Source organism: Leptospira vanthielii serovar Holland str. Waz Holland = ATCC 700522, assembly GCF_000332455.1.
In the GTDB taxonomy this organism is placed as follows: domain Bacteria; phylum Spirochaetota; class Leptospiria; order Leptospirales; family Leptospiraceae; genus Leptospira_A; species Leptospira_A vanthielii.
Window position 1 is genome coordinate 198,329 of the sequence record NZ_AOGY02000014.1, and the last position, 16,234, is coordinate 214,562.

16 protein-coding genes are annotated in these 16,234 nt (G+C 38.7%); 13 read left to right on the forward strand and 3 right to left on the reverse strand.

What is annotated here, in order from left to right; translation table 11 throughout:
- Positions 1-4 precede the first annotated feature (4 nt).
- Positions 5-2,080: an AsmA family protein gene (locus LEP1GSC199_RS03185; RefSeq protein WP_002976953.1), complete on the forward strand. Its 2,076-nt coding sequence runs from the start codon at positions 5-7 to the stop codon at positions 2,078-2,080.
- Between the two features lie 67 nt (positions 2,081-2,147).
- Here LEP1GSC199_RS03185 and LEP1GSC199_RS03190 read toward each other — a convergent pair whose 3' ends face one another.
- Together LEP1GSC199_RS03190 and LEP1GSC199_RS21615 are read right to left on the reverse strand one after the other, a co-directional pair.
- Positions 2,148-3,692, reverse strand: coding sequence for a MutS-related protein (locus LEP1GSC199_RS03190; protein WP_002977258.1), 1,545 nt, complete (start codon positions 3,690-3,692; stop codon positions 2,148-2,150).
- 205 nt (positions 3,693-3,897) lie between these two features.
- Complete coding sequence (locus LEP1GSC199_RS21615; protein WP_002977237.1) at positions 3,898-4,128, reverse strand: hypothetical protein; 231 nt, start codon at positions 4,126-4,128, stop codon at positions 3,898-3,900.
- 165 nt (positions 4,129-4,293) lie between these two features.
- Here LEP1GSC199_RS21615 and LEP1GSC199_RS03200 point away from each other — a divergent pair, with 165 nt between their 5' ends.
- The 8 genes from LEP1GSC199_RS03200 (at position 4,294) to LEP1GSC199_RS03235 (ending at position 11,006) form a co-directional block, all read left to right on the forward strand.
- Entirely contained in the window at positions 4,294-4,506 is a 213-nt protein-coding gene (locus LEP1GSC199_RS03200) for a hypothetical protein (RefSeq protein ID WP_408611802.1), read from the forward strand.
- Positions 4,507-4,574: 68 nt separating this feature from the next.
- The gene (locus LEP1GSC199_RS03205) at positions 4,575-6,623 is read left to right on the forward strand and encodes an AMP-dependent synthetase/ligase (protein WP_002977060.1); all 2,049 of its coding nucleotides are present in this window, start codon (positions 4,575-4,577) and stop codon (positions 6,621-6,623) included.
- 1 nt (position 6,624) lies between these two features.
- Complete coding sequence (locus LEP1GSC199_RS03210) at positions 6,625-7,401, forward strand: enoyl-CoA hydratase/isomerase family protein (RefSeq protein ID WP_002977174.1); 777 nt, start codon at positions 6,625-6,627, stop codon at positions 7,399-7,401.
- A 126-nt stretch (positions 7,402-7,527) separates the two neighbouring features.
- On the forward strand, positions 7,528-7,869 hold the full coding sequence (locus LEP1GSC199_RS03215) for an arsenosugar biosynthesis-associated peroxidase-like protein (protein WP_002976941.1): 342 nt from the start codon (positions 7,528-7,530) through the stop codon (positions 7,867-7,869).
- Between the two features lie 3 nt (positions 7,870-7,872).
- Positions 7,873-8,847, forward strand: coding sequence for an arsenosugar biosynthesis radical SAM (seleno)protein ArsS (gene arsS / locus LEP1GSC199_RS03220; protein ID WP_002976969.1), 975 nt, complete (start codon positions 7,873-7,875; stop codon positions 8,845-8,847).
- On the forward strand, positions 8,848-9,603 hold the full coding sequence (gene map, locus LEP1GSC199_RS03225; RefSeq protein ID WP_002976832.1) for a type I methionyl aminopeptidase: 756 nt from the start codon (positions 8,848-8,850) through the stop codon (positions 9,601-9,603).
- Positions 9,604-9,665: 62 nt separating this feature from the next.
- The gene (locus LEP1GSC199_RS03230; RefSeq protein ID WP_002977165.1) at positions 9,666-10,478 is read left to right on the forward strand and encodes an alpha/beta fold hydrolase; all 813 of its coding nucleotides are present in this window, start codon (positions 9,666-9,668) and stop codon (positions 10,476-10,478) included.
- 123 nt (positions 10,479-10,601) lie between these two features.
- A complete protein-coding gene (locus LEP1GSC199_RS03235) occupies positions 10,602-11,006 on the forward strand; it encodes an MAPEG family protein (RefSeq protein WP_002976937.1) in 405 nt (134 codons plus the stop codon).
- Here the strand turns inward: LEP1GSC199_RS03235 and LEP1GSC199_RS03240 are convergent.
- The gene (locus LEP1GSC199_RS03240; protein ID WP_002976988.1) at positions 11,003-12,004 is read right to left on the reverse strand and encodes an NAD(P)H-dependent glycerol-3-phosphate dehydrogenase; all 1,002 of its coding nucleotides are present in this window, start codon (positions 12,002-12,004) and stop codon (positions 11,003-11,005) included. The genes LEP1GSC199_RS03235 and LEP1GSC199_RS03240 overlap by 4 nt on opposite strands.
- A gap of 56 nt (positions 12,005-12,060) precedes the next feature.
- Between LEP1GSC199_RS03240 and LEP1GSC199_RS03245 the strand changes: the two genes are divergently transcribed.
- The 4 genes from LEP1GSC199_RS03245 to recG are packed head-to-tail and all read left to right on the forward strand — an operon-like array spanning position 12,061 to position 16,223.
- The gene (locus LEP1GSC199_RS03245; RefSeq protein ID WP_002977077.1) at positions 12,061-12,741 is read left to right on the forward strand and encodes a hypothetical protein; all 681 of its coding nucleotides are present in this window, start codon (positions 12,061-12,063) and stop codon (positions 12,739-12,741) included.
- Positions 12,742-13,746, forward strand: coding sequence for a metallophosphoesterase family protein (locus LEP1GSC199_RS03250; RefSeq protein ID WP_002976897.1), 1,005 nt, complete (start codon positions 12,742-12,744; stop codon positions 13,744-13,746).
- On the forward strand, positions 13,747-14,157 hold the full coding sequence (locus LEP1GSC199_RS03255; protein ID WP_002977038.1) for a hypothetical protein: 411 nt from the start codon (positions 13,747-13,749) through the stop codon (positions 14,155-14,157).
- The gene (gene recG, locus LEP1GSC199_RS03260; RefSeq protein ID WP_002976959.1) at positions 14,154-16,223 is read left to right on the forward strand and encodes an ATP-dependent DNA helicase RecG; all 2,070 of its coding nucleotides are present in this window, start codon (positions 14,154-14,156) and stop codon (positions 16,221-16,223) included. Before LEP1GSC199_RS03255 ends, recG begins: the two co-directional genes overlap by 4 nt.
- Positions 16,224-16,234 lie beyond the last annotated feature (11 nt).

The following is a 16,234-nucleotide window of genomic DNA, read 5'->3' on the forward strand; positions in this document are numbered from 1 at the left end:
TCTAATGAAGTTAAGCATTCGAGACAAAATCAAAGGAGTCGTCGGTAAAATCCTACTGACTCTGATTTTTGTCGTTTCTATGACTATGTTTTTTATTCTGTATCCACTATTAGCAGATCCAGACTATTATAAAAAACTAATTCTCGACACGACAAACCAACTAACGGGACTAGAGGTGAACTATCAATCTTCAGAACCTGTATTTTTTCCATTTCCAGGAATTGAATTGGCTGAGGTAACTGTATCAAAAAACAATGATGAGTTAATTCAAGTCCACAAACTTAGGATTGAAGTTTATTATGGAGTTTTTGTTGGACAACCTTTAGAAATAAAAAAGATCTATCTCAATACGGGCACTGTGGAAATTGCTCGTGAAAAGGACGAATCCTTTCCAATTTTTGAAAGAATCCTTTCCAAAGCTGAATCCTCTGCCCAAGAAACAAAAGAGTCCATTGAAGAAGTTGTTCAATCTGAAACAAAGTATTACTTCTCAAAGACTTTTGCAAACTTTGTAAACCAAATTGAAATTAAAAACATTACCATTCTTTTTGAAGATAAACTGTACTCTCGCAATATCAAGTTGTATCTTTGGGAAACCACTTTTCAGTTAGATCCTGATTTGCGTAATTTGGATGTTTATGTTTATGGTAAACTAAATGGTGATCCCATTTCATTTAGTACAAATGTATTATTTGTTACAGATGAAATGAGTTATGAATCTGCACGTATAGAAGGCGAATTTTCATTTCAAAATTTAAAAGGAACAGATCTTCACGATATAGTGATCATTTTTACTAATGGAGATTTGCGATTTGCAAAAACGACAGGTAACATTTCTTTTTATAAGCGAGATGAAGCAAAAATATTTGCTATCGTAGATCGAATGCATATTCGTGATTTGGCATTAAAAGATGGTAAAACTTTTGCAGATGGGTATGTCTCAACGATTATGAATTATGATATTCGTGAGGCTAAATTATCTTTCGCCAACGTTGTTGTTGATTGGAAAGGAAAGTCTAAGTTAAACGGATCGGGATATGTTAACTTTTTAAAACCGCCTTTGTCTCCAACAATATCTTTTGAAGGAACTTCAGATTATTTAGATGTTCCTAGTATCATCAAAGTCATCAAAATCTGGGTGGATCCTGATTTCGAAAAATCAATTCTTACAAGAGATATACCAAGCACTGGTTATGTGAATCGAATGAATGTGTATTTGACTTTTAATTTAAGAAATCTAAATGCTGAGGATTTTCATGCTGATTCTCTAAAACTAAATCTTCATTATGCAAAAAGAAAATTAAATATTACAAAATATGAATTAAAGGCTTATGAAGGAATGGCGGTCGGAACCGGGCATTATCTTTGGGGAAATAATGCTGGTCTTGAAATCAAAGGGAATGTCAAAAATTTAAGTGTAGCACCTATACTTACTGATCTTTTTAAAATTTCACCTATCACTGGAAGTTTGGATTCCGAATTTGTTTTGTCATCACCTGCGGATACAGAAGATGCTCTCATTTCCAACCTATCCGTCACTGGTAACATCAATGCAAATCATGGAGAATTACTAAGTTATACAAACATTTTAAAACCTATCAGTTCAATTGGTAGCGTAATCAACTTGAAAAAGATAGATTTTAGCCGAGCTACACCATATAACGAACTAAAGTTCGATTTTCATTACGCAAAGGAAACCATTGAAATAATGAATTTCACATTAAAAGCAGATGGAATTGCAGGGGCTGGTGGTGGAAAGATTGGATTCAATAAAAACATCGATATGAAATTCACCGTTGGATTCCCAGGTGTTGCTGGCAGAGCTTTAAAACTTCCCATCATCTATCGTGGAACCTATGGAGTTTCGACCCCATTCATTGATCCCATTTGGCTTGGTTCCGTCTATGCAGGTACCATCTTTCTTGCAAGTCCTGCGGGTGCCGCTGTTGGTGGGATTGCAGGATCAGCTATGTCTGACTATGTTGATAAAGCTGTGGATAATGTTTCTGGTGGTGTAAAAAAAGGTTGGAAGGGAATTAAATCACTGTTTGGTGAGGAAGAGGAAGAAAAGGAAAAATAAAACCAACGTATGAATCACTGATGACAAAGTATGACAACGATGGTAAGTAAGACTTAGAAAAGAAATTTCATTCCTCTTCGTTACGAATCGGAATTCCTTCCTTTTTCAAAATTTTGAGAGCGTTTGTGGAACCGGACACCCCATCTCGAATTTGATAATCAAAATCCATTTGTCCATCTACTTCTAGTTCTGTGAAGTGGAATCGTTTGGCCCAAGGAATTTCTGCGAGTTTTAAATCGTGAGTTGTTAAAAATACTATCGTTTGTTTTTCCCGTAAGACAGAAAGAATCTCTCTAGTGGCAATGTAACGTTCTTTGGAATTCGTTCCCTTTAGAATTTCGTCCAAAAATAAAATAGGAACTTTCTTGTGATTGTCTGCCGTTTGGATGATGGAAGACAAACGCCTCACTTCACTATAAAAAAAGGAAACCCCATCTTCCATGGAATCTTGTGAGCGAATCAGTGTATGGATTTGGAATTCAGGAAGTTCAAATTCGGAACCAAGTACAGGAGCTCCCGTTCCCGCAAGTAACAATGACATGGCGATGGATCTTAGATAAGTAGTCTTTCCACTCATATTAGATCCTGTGACAATCATTAAATCACCAGGTAACATTTTGGTGAGTGGATTGAACACACGGCTTTCTTTGGGAAGTAAAGGATGAACCAAACTCATCGCACTTAAGGTTCCTCCGGGAGAAGAAGTGGCAAAGTTAGCTTCTGGAAACAAAAACCCAAAATTCACAAAAGGAAGCTCTGCATCTGTTTTTATGATAAGAACTTGCAGATCATTCCAAAGATTTTCAAACTTTAGTTTCCATTTTTCTAAGGACTTAATTTTCCATAGGTCCCACAAACATAAAATATTGAGAACGAGGTGAGGGAGGGGAGAGATGAGTAATTCGGAAGAATCTCCCAAAGAAGAAATTTGACCTATCATTCGTTTGGTGGTCTTTCGATCTTTTGCCAAATAAACAAAAGTTTTTTCAAATCTTCCTGCCGCAGAAGACAAAGTTTTAATTTCTTTCCATTGTTTTAATGAGTCATTTCTGTAACTCAAAAATAATAGTCCATTGGTTAGTAGAAGTAAAGGGATCAGGGGCAAATCAAATAACAATCCCAGAACCAAATAAATAGGCGAGAATATCCCCCAAATTGGGAAAAAATACTTTAAAAACCCTCTTTTTTTCCAAAAAGAATTTTCTGCACTCACCCGCGGTAGAGGAAACTTTTCATTGGTTTCTGATTCAGGAACCAAAAATTTTCGGAGCAAATGGTAAGCACGGAAAGGTTGGTTTAAAATTTTTTTAATTTCACTAGGGTCAAAACTTAAGTTTATATCTTCAATTGGTTCTTGCAAAAAACGTTTGAGATAGGTTTGAAATCCAATTTCGGTAATGGTGGTATCATAAATTCCAAGAAATCCCTGTTTGGTGCAAAGGTCTAAATCAATCGATAGAGGGTGGTTCCGTACAACTTCTGGATATTCCCAAAGTTCTCTTGTTTTTAACTTTTTAAACTCACCACGGAGTCTGTAGATTTCTTCTTGGATAAAACTGTAGGTTTTTTTTGCATATTGGATCTGTATTTTCCGCTTCGCATACAACTGCACTAAATAGACAAAAGGAATGAGAATGAGAAAGGAATACGCATATTCTTTCCAGGATTGTTTGGTTAGATAACAAAGTATGAGAGCACTAGTAAAAAGGGTAAAGGTAACAAAGCGGAAAATAGAAACTTTCCTTAGTTTTTGAGAAAGGGATTGTATTTTGTTTTGGTAACGTTTGTTCCTAAGGTTTAGGAAAACATAAGTTGGGTTAGTGGAAAAGGGGTCGTTCGTAATTTTCTTCTTCCCTGCGAGAAATCTCTGTGTCTAGAACACGGATGAGACTTCCTAAGTCATTTAATCTCCATTTGTCGGTCAGACGACCTCTTTCTCGACCCGAAAATTTGTTCAAATACAGGGTGCCAAATAGGTCTTCCCCATACTCGTAAGCTACGAAACGCCCGTTTCGTCTGCCAGTAGAATTTTCCAATCGAATCGTCATGAACGAATACCAATAACCAGATAAAAAAAAATAGTACAAGCAAAATTTTTTGCTTCAGGATATTCATTTTCCGGCGATACATATATTGGGGAAAGGCTACCTACCACGGATGGTGGGAAACCTTAAAAACAAATACCCCGGAAACCGGAAAGCACGGAGGCTTGTATGGATTTCTATCCCGATATGAATTTGGAGTTTAAAAGCTCCTTTGTGAAGACCAACCAGTTTTTAGCCAACACACAAGACGAAAGCCTGCTCCCACAAATGGGACTTGCGGCAGGTAACCTACTCAATCTCTCTCAAATGACCAAACTCCGCGAAATTCGCGAACGCCATCTGAAAAAAGGACACCAACGCGAAGGGTTCCACTGGGACTAAATGCCTAAATTTCTCTTGACCATCTGAAAGTAGGGTCTATCATAAAGACCGCTTTTAGATGGAGAGATATGGCAAATAACCTAGCAGAAGTTTATAAGGAATCCGCAGAAAAATTTGGTCCAAGACCCGCATTCTGGTATAAGAATGCCCAAAAGGATTACCAAGCCCTCACTTACAAGGAACTTTATGAAGACGGGCTCGCACTTGCCGAAGCCCTCGTTGATTTAGGAGTTAAGGCAAGAGAACACATTGGAGTTCTCGCTGACAACCGTATGGAATGGATCATCGCCGATTGTGCGGTGTTAACTGCAGGTGCCGCCAACGTTCCTCGGGGTTCTGATATCACAGATTCAGAAATTGTTTATATTTTGAACCATTCGGAAGCCAAGATTGTTTTTGTTGAGAACGACAAAGTTTACGAAAAATACAAAAACAACAAATCCCAAGTGAAGTCGGTAAAAACCGTCATCATTATGGACAAAGACACCAAACTCAAATCAGGTGCTGGAATTCTTCATTTTTATGATCTCCTTGAAAAAGGGAGAGATATGCGTGCCAAAGGAAAAAGAGAAGCTGAAAAACGAATGGCCGGAATCAAACCGGACGATTTGTACACTCTCATTTATACTTCTGGAACCACGGGAATGCCAAAGGGTGTTATGCTTATGCATTCCAACATGATCCACCAAATGCACTATGTAGTTCCTCGTGTTGCTAAAGTATCACCTGACGATCGTATGTTGTCCATTCTCCCCGTTTGGCATATCTTTGAACGTGTTGTTGAGTACTTTGCGATTATTAACGGTGGTTCCACTTATTATACAAAAGTAACAGAACTTCGTAACGACATCCAAAAAGCAAGACCTACCTTTATGGCTTCGGCTCCCCGTGTTTGGGAAAGTATTTACAATGGGATTTACACTCGCATTAACGACCCAAAACAAACTCCTCCTGTGAGAAGATTTTTGTTCAAAGTAGCTTACTTTTTTTCGAAACACTACCATGCTGCCATTCGATTTTTAAAAGGTTGGGAAGTTGACTATGAAGGAAGAAATATTTTTCAATCATTAGGATTGTCTGTTTTATCTGTCATTAAACTTTTGTTAACTGGTCCATTCACTGTGACTATCCTTGCCATTTTGGCAGCACAGTTTGGATTGCCTGAGGAGAGTGCCTTCAAAACTCCACTTTATGTGATTGCGGGCCTCGGAGCTCTTTTTAACTCCTTTACTTTGGATCGAATTGTTCTCTCCAAAATTCGCCAAGCTACGGGTGGACATTTACGTGCCACTTTATCTGGTGGTGGAGCTCTGCAAAAACATGTGGATGCTTTCTTTATGGATATTGGGATTACAGTTCTTGAAGGTTACGGAATGACAGAAACAGGTCCTGTGATTTCGGCTCGGACTTTTGACAGACCAGTGATGGGATCAGTCGGTGATATTGTTCCTTTAAGCCAAGTGCAAATTCGTGATGATGTTGGAAATGTCCTTTGTCATATCGACGACAAAAGAAATATCATCTTTGGTAAGTTAGGTGTTAAGGGTGTGGTTCACATCAAAGGGCCTCAGGTAATGAAAGGATACTACAAAAATCCAGAAACTACCAAAAAGACAATTGTGGACAATTGGTTGAATACCGGTGACATCGGTATGATTAACTTTAAAAAAACCCTGACTCTCACGGGTCGTGCCAAGGATACTATCGTTCTTCTTGGTGGAGAAAACGTAGAACCAGTTCCAATCGAAAATAAAATCGATGAATCAACTTACATCAAACAGTCGATGATTGTGGGCCAAGACCAAAAAGTCCTCGGTGCTATCATCGTTCCTGATTTTGATGCTCTCATTCCTTGGGCAGAAGAAAATGGAATCTCTGAAAAAAATCCTGATAAACTAATCACCAATCCAAGGATTGTAGATTTTTACAAAAAGGAAGTTCGTAATTTTAACAGTGTTAAAACTGGATTCAAAAACTTTGAACAAGTGCAGTACGTAACACTCATTACAAAACCATTCGAAGTTGGTGATGAGCTAACAAACCTAATGAAGATGAAACGACACGTAATTACGGAAAAATACAAAGACAGAATTTTGGAACTCTACAAAAACAGTTAATATGACTCCATTTGCAGAGATTTTTCATGGAGACCGCATCTTGGAAATCAAGATGCAGTCCAATGAAAAGAACACATTTGATTTTGAAGCTTTCGTATTATTCGAACAAATCTTAAAAAAACATGCAGAAAATCCAAATTTGCGTGTTTTACTTTTTACATCCGCACAAACGCAGTTTTTTTCCAACGGGATCGAACCCACACTGATGTATGGAAAATCAGAATCCGATGTTCGTAAGTCCGTGGAACAGTTGTTAATAACTGCACAAACCTATTTTCATTTTCCGGTTCCTACCATTGCTGTAGTTAACGGACATTGTATGGCCGCAGGAGCTGTATTTGCACTTTTTTCTGACTATCGGTATATGGTGGACAAAGGGGCAAGGATTGGATTTTCCGAAGCCATTGTTGGTCTTAACTTCCCATCCATTCCAACCATTGTTTTACAAGATTTGGTAGGTGTCAAAGTTGCTCGTGACCTTCTTTATACGGGAAAACAAATCAAAGGTCCCGAAGCAAAAGAAATTGGACTTGTAGATGAATTGTATAGCGCCGAAACATTGTTTGGTGAATCAATGAAATTTGCTGAATCACTTGCAAAACTCACGAACAACTCAAGCAGGGGAATGAAAACTGCCTTACGAGAACCCTATCGTAACCGAATGGAATCTCTTTTTCAAATCGATGCAGATCTTTTTACAAAGGTGATTTTATCTCCTGATGGACAGGAAGGATTTCACTCCCTCATCGAAAAACGTAGACCCAAGTTCATTACTTAATATCTAGATTTATTTGTTCGATCTGTTGGGCAATTTGAGTAAAATTCTACGTCCTGCATTGGGTATAACAAATTGCCACAATTGACTCCCTGGTTACTTTTAAAAGTCTAACAATAAGGAGTTACTATGTCAGAAAACAATCATTATTATAACGCAAAAGATCTTGGTAAATTTGGCGAAATTGGTCGTACTAATCCTGCTTTAGCAGACAAATTTTTCGGATATTACAATGCGGTGATGGCAGAGGGTGCTCTCACAGAAAGAGAAAAGGCACTCATTGCCCTGGCTGTGGCACATGCCTTAAAGTGTCCTTATTGCATTGATGCTTATACCACTACTTCATTACAAAAAGGTGCAGACGAAGCGCAAATGAATGAAGCAGTTCATGTAGCAGCAGCGATGGCCGCTGGAATCAGTTTGGTTCATAGTGTTCAAATGCAAAATAAAATTGATGAACTTTCTTTTTAGTTTATGGAAGTAACCGAACAAATATCCACCTTACACGCATATAGTGGGAAGCCTTTTTTTGAAACTGTAGGAAAATCAATTTCTGCAAGATCTCTGAAGGTTTTCCAAATCAATGTGGGTAGGTGGTGTAACCAAGCCTGTCGGCATTGTCATGTGGATGCATCTCCGATTAGAACTGAGATGATGGATCAGGCCACTGTGGATCTTTGTTTGGACTTGATTTCTAAAATCCCGCAAGTGGAAACAGTAGACATTACTGGAGGTGCTCCCGAAGGAAACCCACACTTTCGATATCTCGTAGAAAGGTCACGAAAGTTAGGTAAACGTGTCATCGATCGTTGTAACCTTACCATTTTGGAAGAACCGGGATATGAATGGTTGTACGAATTTTTAGCAGGCAACCAAGTAGAAATTGTTTCGTCACTTCCTTCTGTTTTGGAAAACACTACAGACAACCAAAGAGGAAAAGGTGTCTTTCAAAAATCAATCACCGCCTTAAAGAAGTTAAATGATCTTGGTTATGGGAGAACCCTCCCCATTCATTTGGTGTACAACCCCAATGGACTTTTTTTAAGCTCAGGTCAATCGCAGTTAGAAAGAGAGTATAAAGAATCTCTTTCTAAAAAGTTTGGAATTATATTCAACCAACTGTTTTGTATCAACAACCTTCCCATCAATCGATTTTTGGGATCTTTAGTGAGAGCTGGTAAATTTGAAATGTATATGGATACTCTTGTCAATGCTTACAATCCAACAACAGTGAATGGTCTTATGTGTGTAGATCAAATTTCTGTAGCTTATGATGGGACAGTATATGATTGTGATTTTAACCAAATGTTGGATTTAAAATCGAGAGAAGTGAAACACTTAAAAGATTTCGATTTGCAATCTTTCCTAAGCCGCGATATCGTAGTAGCAAATCATTGTTACGGGTGTACTGCAGGTGCGGGATCCAGTTGTGGTGGGGAGATTGTTTAGATGTCGATTCAAAATGAAAAAGACTTACAAGGGATTTTAAAAGCAGGAAAATTCGTAGCTAAGGTGCGTGAGTTATTAAAACTCCTAGCGAAACCTGGAGTTTCTACTTGGGAATTGGATACTGTCGCCAAACAAGAGTTCGAAAAAGCTGGGGCATTTTCTGCTCCCAAATTTGATTATAAATTCCCTGGTTATACTTGTATCAGTACCAATTTTGAGATCGCCCATGGAATCCCCAAAAAAGAAACCATTTTAAAAAATGGTGATTTAGTGAATATAGACGTATCTGCAAAATTAGACGGCTACTATGCCGATACAGGAATTTCTTTTGTGGTCGGTGAGTCAAGCGATACACTCCAAAAACTTTGTGCAACGGCAATTGAAGGAACGATGCGTGCCACAGAACAAGCGTTCACTGGCAATTATTTACGTCATCTTGGAAGAGAAATTCATTCTGCTGCTGTAGAAAATGGATTTACTGTGATCAAAAATTTAGCGGGGCATGGAACGGGAAAAAAACTTCATGAAGAACCGCAAGTTTTGGTTTATGAAGAAAAACGAGACCAAAGGAAATTGGGTAATGGCCTGGTCCTTGCGATTGAGTCTTTTATTTCTACCGGAAGCCAAACCGCTTATGAAGAAGAAGATGGTTGGACTCTTGTGGCTAGTAACCGCCGTGGGGAACTTAGTTATGTGGCACAGTGTGAACATACTGTAATCGTACAAAACGGAAAACCCATCATCGCTACTTTGTAAATCAAACGATAAACGGATAATAAATCTGTAAAGTTTAACAATTTCATTTGGATTTTAATCCTTTGAAACAAACCAACTCATCCGATTTTTTAGAAATCATTGAATCAGGTGCCTCGCAAGCCCAGATGCGAGGAGTATTGGTTCTTTGGCCAAGTACCGGTGGGAATGCCAGATCATTTCGGATCCGTGATAGCGAGTTGGAAACTTTGGGCCTACGCCTAATTCGGTTCAATCCTCCTTCTCATGGAAACTCTGAAGGAATCTATGATCCGAATTCTGCCATACAATTGTTAGATGGCTATTTAAAGGAAAGAGGTTATCTAAACAAAGACTTGTATGGAATTGGTCATAGTGGGGGAGGAGCAGCTCTTATGATGTATGCAAACCAAATTCCCTTTCGCCATCTGTTTTTACTTTCCCCCATTTTAGATAGTGTTCTTAGCTTACGGTTTTTGTATGAATCAAATTCGATTGAGGAGTTTAGTCGGTTACTTTTGTTGCCCGGTGTTTCTGAAATGGTTACGCCCAACAAACAGATATTAGAGACACTTTCGACTCCCCAGTGGTTAGAAGATGGAAAGATCCAACATTTAACTGTATCGATCAAAAACAGTCGAATCCAAGTGTTAGACTTATCTCTTTTTTTAAAGAATTTATTCCTACCGGGATTTGTTGTGGATGGTTCCCTCATCCAAAAGCAAACCAAATATACAATCTTTCTTCCCAAAGAGGATCGGTGGTTTCCCAAAGATTATACAGAAAACTTCGCCAAACAGAATGGTTTAGATTGTATGGAAATACCAGACGCTCCCGATCATTTTTTTTCTTCCTCGTGGCTTACGGTTTGGAAACAAATCAAAACAATTGGCTTATAAATCGAAGTTTTCTAAGGAAATCAGGAAATCCATTTTATTACTTTACAAATGAACTAGAGTCATTTAGAATCTCCACCTGTATCTGATTCAATATAGTTTGGTTCTGGTACAAAAGGAGGATTTGTGGAAACGATTTATTTTACACTCATTGGATTTGCACTATGGACATTGGGACTTGGTGTATCTTTAACAACGTACCGAAGCATTTTGGTATTACTCGGCAAAAAGAAATCAAATGAGTTCCCTGCAGGGATCCAACATGGATCCGACTTCAACTGGCGACTGAACCGCGCACATTTCAATAGTTTGGAAAATCTTCCCATCTTTTTGGCAGTGGTTTATTTAACTTCGAGTTTTGGGATGATTGATAGTTTTGTAAACCAAGCAGGCTTTGTGATTTTGGGAGCAAGGGTTTTACAATCCCTCACTCATTTAACTTCCACAAGTGTTTTAGCAGTGAATGTTCGATTTACGTTTTATATGGTACAAGTTGTAACATATATCATACTTTTGGTTCGTCTGTTCTAAACACCTTCACGTTTTAAATCTCGGCTCATGAGAGCCTTGACAACTTCTTTCGGATCTTTGTCTTCGTATAACATCCGATACACTTCCTGGGTGATGGCCATTTCCACACCCAGTTTGTCAGAAAGATTTTTTGCAGAGAGAGTGGTTTTGACACCTTCTGCAACTTCATTCATGGAAGCTAAAATTTCTTTTAGTTTTTCTCCCTGACCCAGACGAAAACCAACTGTCCTGTTTCTTGATCCTTCTCCGCAACATGTGAGTACCAAATCTCCCATTCCCGAAGGCCCAAGGAAAGTCATAGGATCTGCACCCATCTTGATTCCCATTCTTGTGATCTCGTTTAACCCGCGTGTGATGAGAGCAGCCCTCGTATTTTGACCAAACCCGAGTCCGTCTGCAACACCTGCGGCAATTGCGATGACATTCTTCAAGGCTCCGCCGACTTCTACACCGACCACATCGGGAGTCCAATACGTACGAAAGTAGGTAAAACTAAAAATCTCTTGCACCCGTTTGGCTGTAGCTTCATTTTTCGAAGCGATAGACACAATCGTCGGAACCCGTTTGACCATTTCTTTGGCAAAACTGGGACCGGAAAGATAAGAAAGTTGTGAATGGAATTGTCCAGGAAGTTCTGACTCAAAAATTTCGGAGATAAGTCTTAGGCTTTCGTTTTCGATTCCTTTTGAGGCGGAAACAATAGGAACTTTGGGTGGGATATGGTCTTTGATTTCTTTCAAAATTCCCGAAAGCGCATGGCTTGGAGGTGCCGAAACAATCATGTCCTTATCTTTGACAACATGGATGAGGTTGGTATCCGCTTTTAGTTTCTCCGGGAGCACCAAATCCGGCATATGTTTGGTATTTATATGTTTTTCATTTATGGATCTTGCTTGATCCTCGCTCCTGGTCCAAAGGATAACGTCATATCCCTTGTCCGCTAATATACTACCTAGTGCAGTGCCAAAACTTCCAGCGCCAATGATACCAATCTTCATGAGTTCTGTATTCTAAATCTGCTTTCCAAAAAGGCAATAGAAAATAAAATTAAAATATGCTTTTAACGGATCTTCTCCGTTTCAATCCACTGAATCTCTTTTTGCCACCAAAAGTGGTCCCAAAGAGTAATTATAAAGTCACCTTACTACTAGGTAGCTTACGAAAGGTCATATCGACTGAAATCATTGCAGAAGATCCCGACTTAGAGAGTTTGGAAGTCACTTCTGCCAAGGGTGAAGTCATTATGACAGGAGTTTACCGGATGGGTTGGCTCTGGATCGCTCGATTTTTGAAAGTGGAATCCATAAGGTATCGAGTTCGTCTGAAACCCGTATCCGTCAAAGACAACAAAGCTCGTTTAAAAATTGTAGGTTACCGAGTTTGGGATACAAAACCAAGACGTTTTGACTTTGTTAGGTGGTTTGGAAAAGTAGACCCCTTTCACAAAAAAAAAGTTTTTGAATCCATTCTTTATGCGGCACCTCACCTTCTATCTCTCACTGGTTTGCAGTGGGAAATTCTATTTGATCTAAATTACTTTTTAAATTTAGTTCCTTCCATTGCTGGAAAAATTGAAATCCAATACATCATTGGAGATAATAACGAACTTTATATTTTTGTAAGATCTTCCACGATCCTAAAACCCCTTGTGGATTTTTTTGGACCTGAATATTTAAAGATAGATTATATTGAAGAAGATCGTGATATACAGATGTTACTTTGGGAAAATGAATAAATGAAAATCATTTATCTTACGGATATCCATGATGGACTTCATGGCTTAAAACGAATTCTGCAAACCACAGAAGCAGATTTGTATTTGTTTTCCGGAGATATTATCTATAAGGCATTTTTTTCTTTTGATCGTATTATTGATTTTTGTGGAGTCCAGGAAGAGTTATACTATTTGTTAACGGAAAGAAAGGATGATTCCACGCCTTTTGATTTTACAACACATGCAATTCGTTTTCCAGAAAAGTATTCCACAGCCATTGTAGAAAAATCTCAAAAGTATAGAGATTTGTACAAACTCGCAGCCAAAACGATGAAAGAAAAATATGAAATCATCGAAAAACTAATTCTTAAATATGCAAAGTCGCCTGTGTATTGTTTGCCGGGAAATTATGATTTGGATTTACAATATACAGAACTCTACCAACGCGAAGTACATAGGAAAAGTTTTGAATTTGGGAATCTTAAGGTTTCTGGATACGGCGGTGCTCCCATTTGGACCTCAGGGATTCCAGAAAAACTCACCGTAGTTTTTCATGAATACACAAAAAACGGGAAAAATTATAGCGAACCAGAAGGTTTTTTTCGCGAAGAACTTCCAGATATCTGTTGGATCCATAATCCGGCTTATGGGTACTTTGATACCATTCCCGGTGTTGGAAAATGTGGAAGTCAAGGGATTCGAAGGTATTTAGATGATGAATCACCATCACTCGTTGTCTCGGGGCATGTACATGAAGACCAAGGGATCAAAAAAACAAAAAATACTGTCTTTATCAACCCATCTAACTTTGGTGCTGTGGATTCTTTACATGGATTCCAAGAAGGAGGTTATTTTGCGGAAATTTTTATGGAAGGAAAAAACGTAGTCCAGTCCAACCTTTGTCAACTCCGTGGAGAGGACTGGCATACACTCATTGAAGTGGATTGTACAGAAAAATATCCGAAATTAATATCACAAAATCCCATCTCCACAGTGAGTTCCGAAGACTATATCCGGGGCAATTGAATGGTCACCTTTCTTACGATATGCGGTGTCCTCTTTACAGCCGCCTTTTTTTTATATGCCCTCTCTGCTGTTGACAACCAAAGTTTAGATAAAAAAGAAAAAGAACGCCTCGCAAAAGAAGGATCTTTACGCGTCGGGGATCCAAGAAAGGTCTATGGAAAACAAAAGGATCCGAATTTACCACAGATTCGCCTATGTCCTGTTTGTGGGACAGTCTTACGTAAGGATGAATTTTTATATGCTGCGATTTCTACTTATACCAATAGTGAAGGGAAAAAACAGGCTCAGATTTATGGCTGTAAATACTGTTATTTGATTTTGGATTCTGAAAGAAAACCAACAGATTCTTCAGAAGTGCCGAATGTGAAAGATAATGGATTTGGACCACCCGCGCCCACGGATGAACTATGAAACAGGGACTAGACCTATCACAAAGTTTATCTACACTGAAAGGGATTGGACCGAAAAGAAAGTCTGTCCTTTTAGAACATGGGGTCTCAACTTACTTCGAACTACTTACTTATTTTCCCAGGCGTTACTTAGATCGTAATTTTACAAAAGACATTATCTTAAAACAAGGGGATGTTGTGACCCTTCTTGGAACCATTGCGGATAGTTATATCGTACATGGAAAAAAAAGTCGGTTACTTGTTGGGTTTCGGACCTTAAACAACGAACGGATCAATTTGGTTTTTTTCCGTGGAGTGAACTTTTTTCATAAGATTTTTACAATTGATAAGAAGGTTGTGGTCTCTGGCAAATTAGAATATTATAAAGGTTACCAGATCCTCCACCCAGAGTATGAATTTTTATCCGACAAAGAGGATCCAGAAGATTCCATCCATGCGGGTCGTATCATTCCATTGTATCCATCCACTGAAGCACTCAAAGAAGAGGGGCTTGATTCCAAAGGGTTACGAAAACTCATCCACCAAGTTTTGGAAGGTGGAAAAATTGCAGAAAACCTTCCCAAGAATTTAGTCAAAAAACGGACGTTACTTGGTCGTGACGAAGCCTTTCATGAAATCCATTTTCCGGAAACCATGGAAGCCGTACAAATTGCACGGAAACGATTTGCTTATGAAGAGTTTTTTTATTTCCAAAGACTTTTATTATACAAACAAAGGGAAAGACAAAAAGTAAAACGTATGCTTTGGCCACTTCCCAAATCCGCTTCCCATGAGAACTTGGAAAAGAACCTTCCCTTCGAATTAACAGAAGACCAAAAAGTAGCTGTCTCTACCATTCTCTCGCAAACAAATTCTGATTCGCCCGCAGCCTTTTTACTCCAAGGGGATGTGGGTTCGGGAAAAACCATCACAGCCCTTCTCATCGCACTCCATTATATTGATAACCACATCCAAGTGGTGTTTTTAGCACCGACGGAAATTCTAGCACGCCAACACTACCAAACTATCTATAAATTTATGGGAAATATGCCCTTTCTTGGGATCGAACTACTCTTAGGCGGAGAGAATAAAAAAACTCGATTAGAGAAACTGACAAGGATCAAAATGGGAGAATCCAACATCATCATTGGAACACATTCCCTATTACAAGAAGATGTGGTTTTTTCCGACTTGGGGCTTGTTGTGATTGATGAACAACATAAGTTTGGTGTGGACCAAAGAGAAACTATTCGTTCGAAAGGAAAAAACCCTGATATTCTTGCAATGACGGCCACACCGATCCCACGTACACTTTGCCTTACTTTGTACGGAGATTTAACTCTTGTTAATATCAAAACAAAACCGAAAGGCCGTAAACCCATCGATACAAGATGGTATAAAGAAGACCGAAGGGCTGGTGTTTATAATTCCATTCGTAAGTATGTGGGATCAGGTAGGCAGTGTTATATTGTATATCCGTTAGTAGAAGAATCGGAAAAAGTCGATTTGGAATCTTGTACAGTCGCTTATGAAAACCTAAGAACCAATGTTTTTCCTGAATTAAAAATTGGATTGTTACATGGTAAAATGAAAAGTCTAGAAAAAGAATCTGTGATGGAAAAATTCAAATCAGGAGAAATTCAAATCCTTGTCACAACCACTGTGGTGGAAGTGGGTGTGGATGTTCCCAATGCTACCATTTTAGTTGTGGAACATGCGGATCGGTTTGGAATTTCCCAATTACACCAGTTACGTGGTCGAGTCGGAAGAAGTGATATCGAAAGTTTTTGCATCTTAATGACGGGTGATTTTATTAGTGATGAAGGGCGAGACCGTTTGGAGGCTCTTGTTGCATCCAACGATGGATATTATTTGGCTGAAAAAGATTTGGCGATTCGAGGCCCAGGGGAACTTCTTGGGGTCAAACAAAGTGGACTTCCTGAATTCAAAATTGCCGATTTGGTTTCGGATAGGAACTTACTTGATGAAGCCAAAGAAGATGCTTCCTCCTTTCCTTTGGATGATCCCACGGAAGTTGCTGAATTGAGTACAAGATTCAGCGAAGGCAAATTTTTATTTGCGAATTAATCCTTAAATTT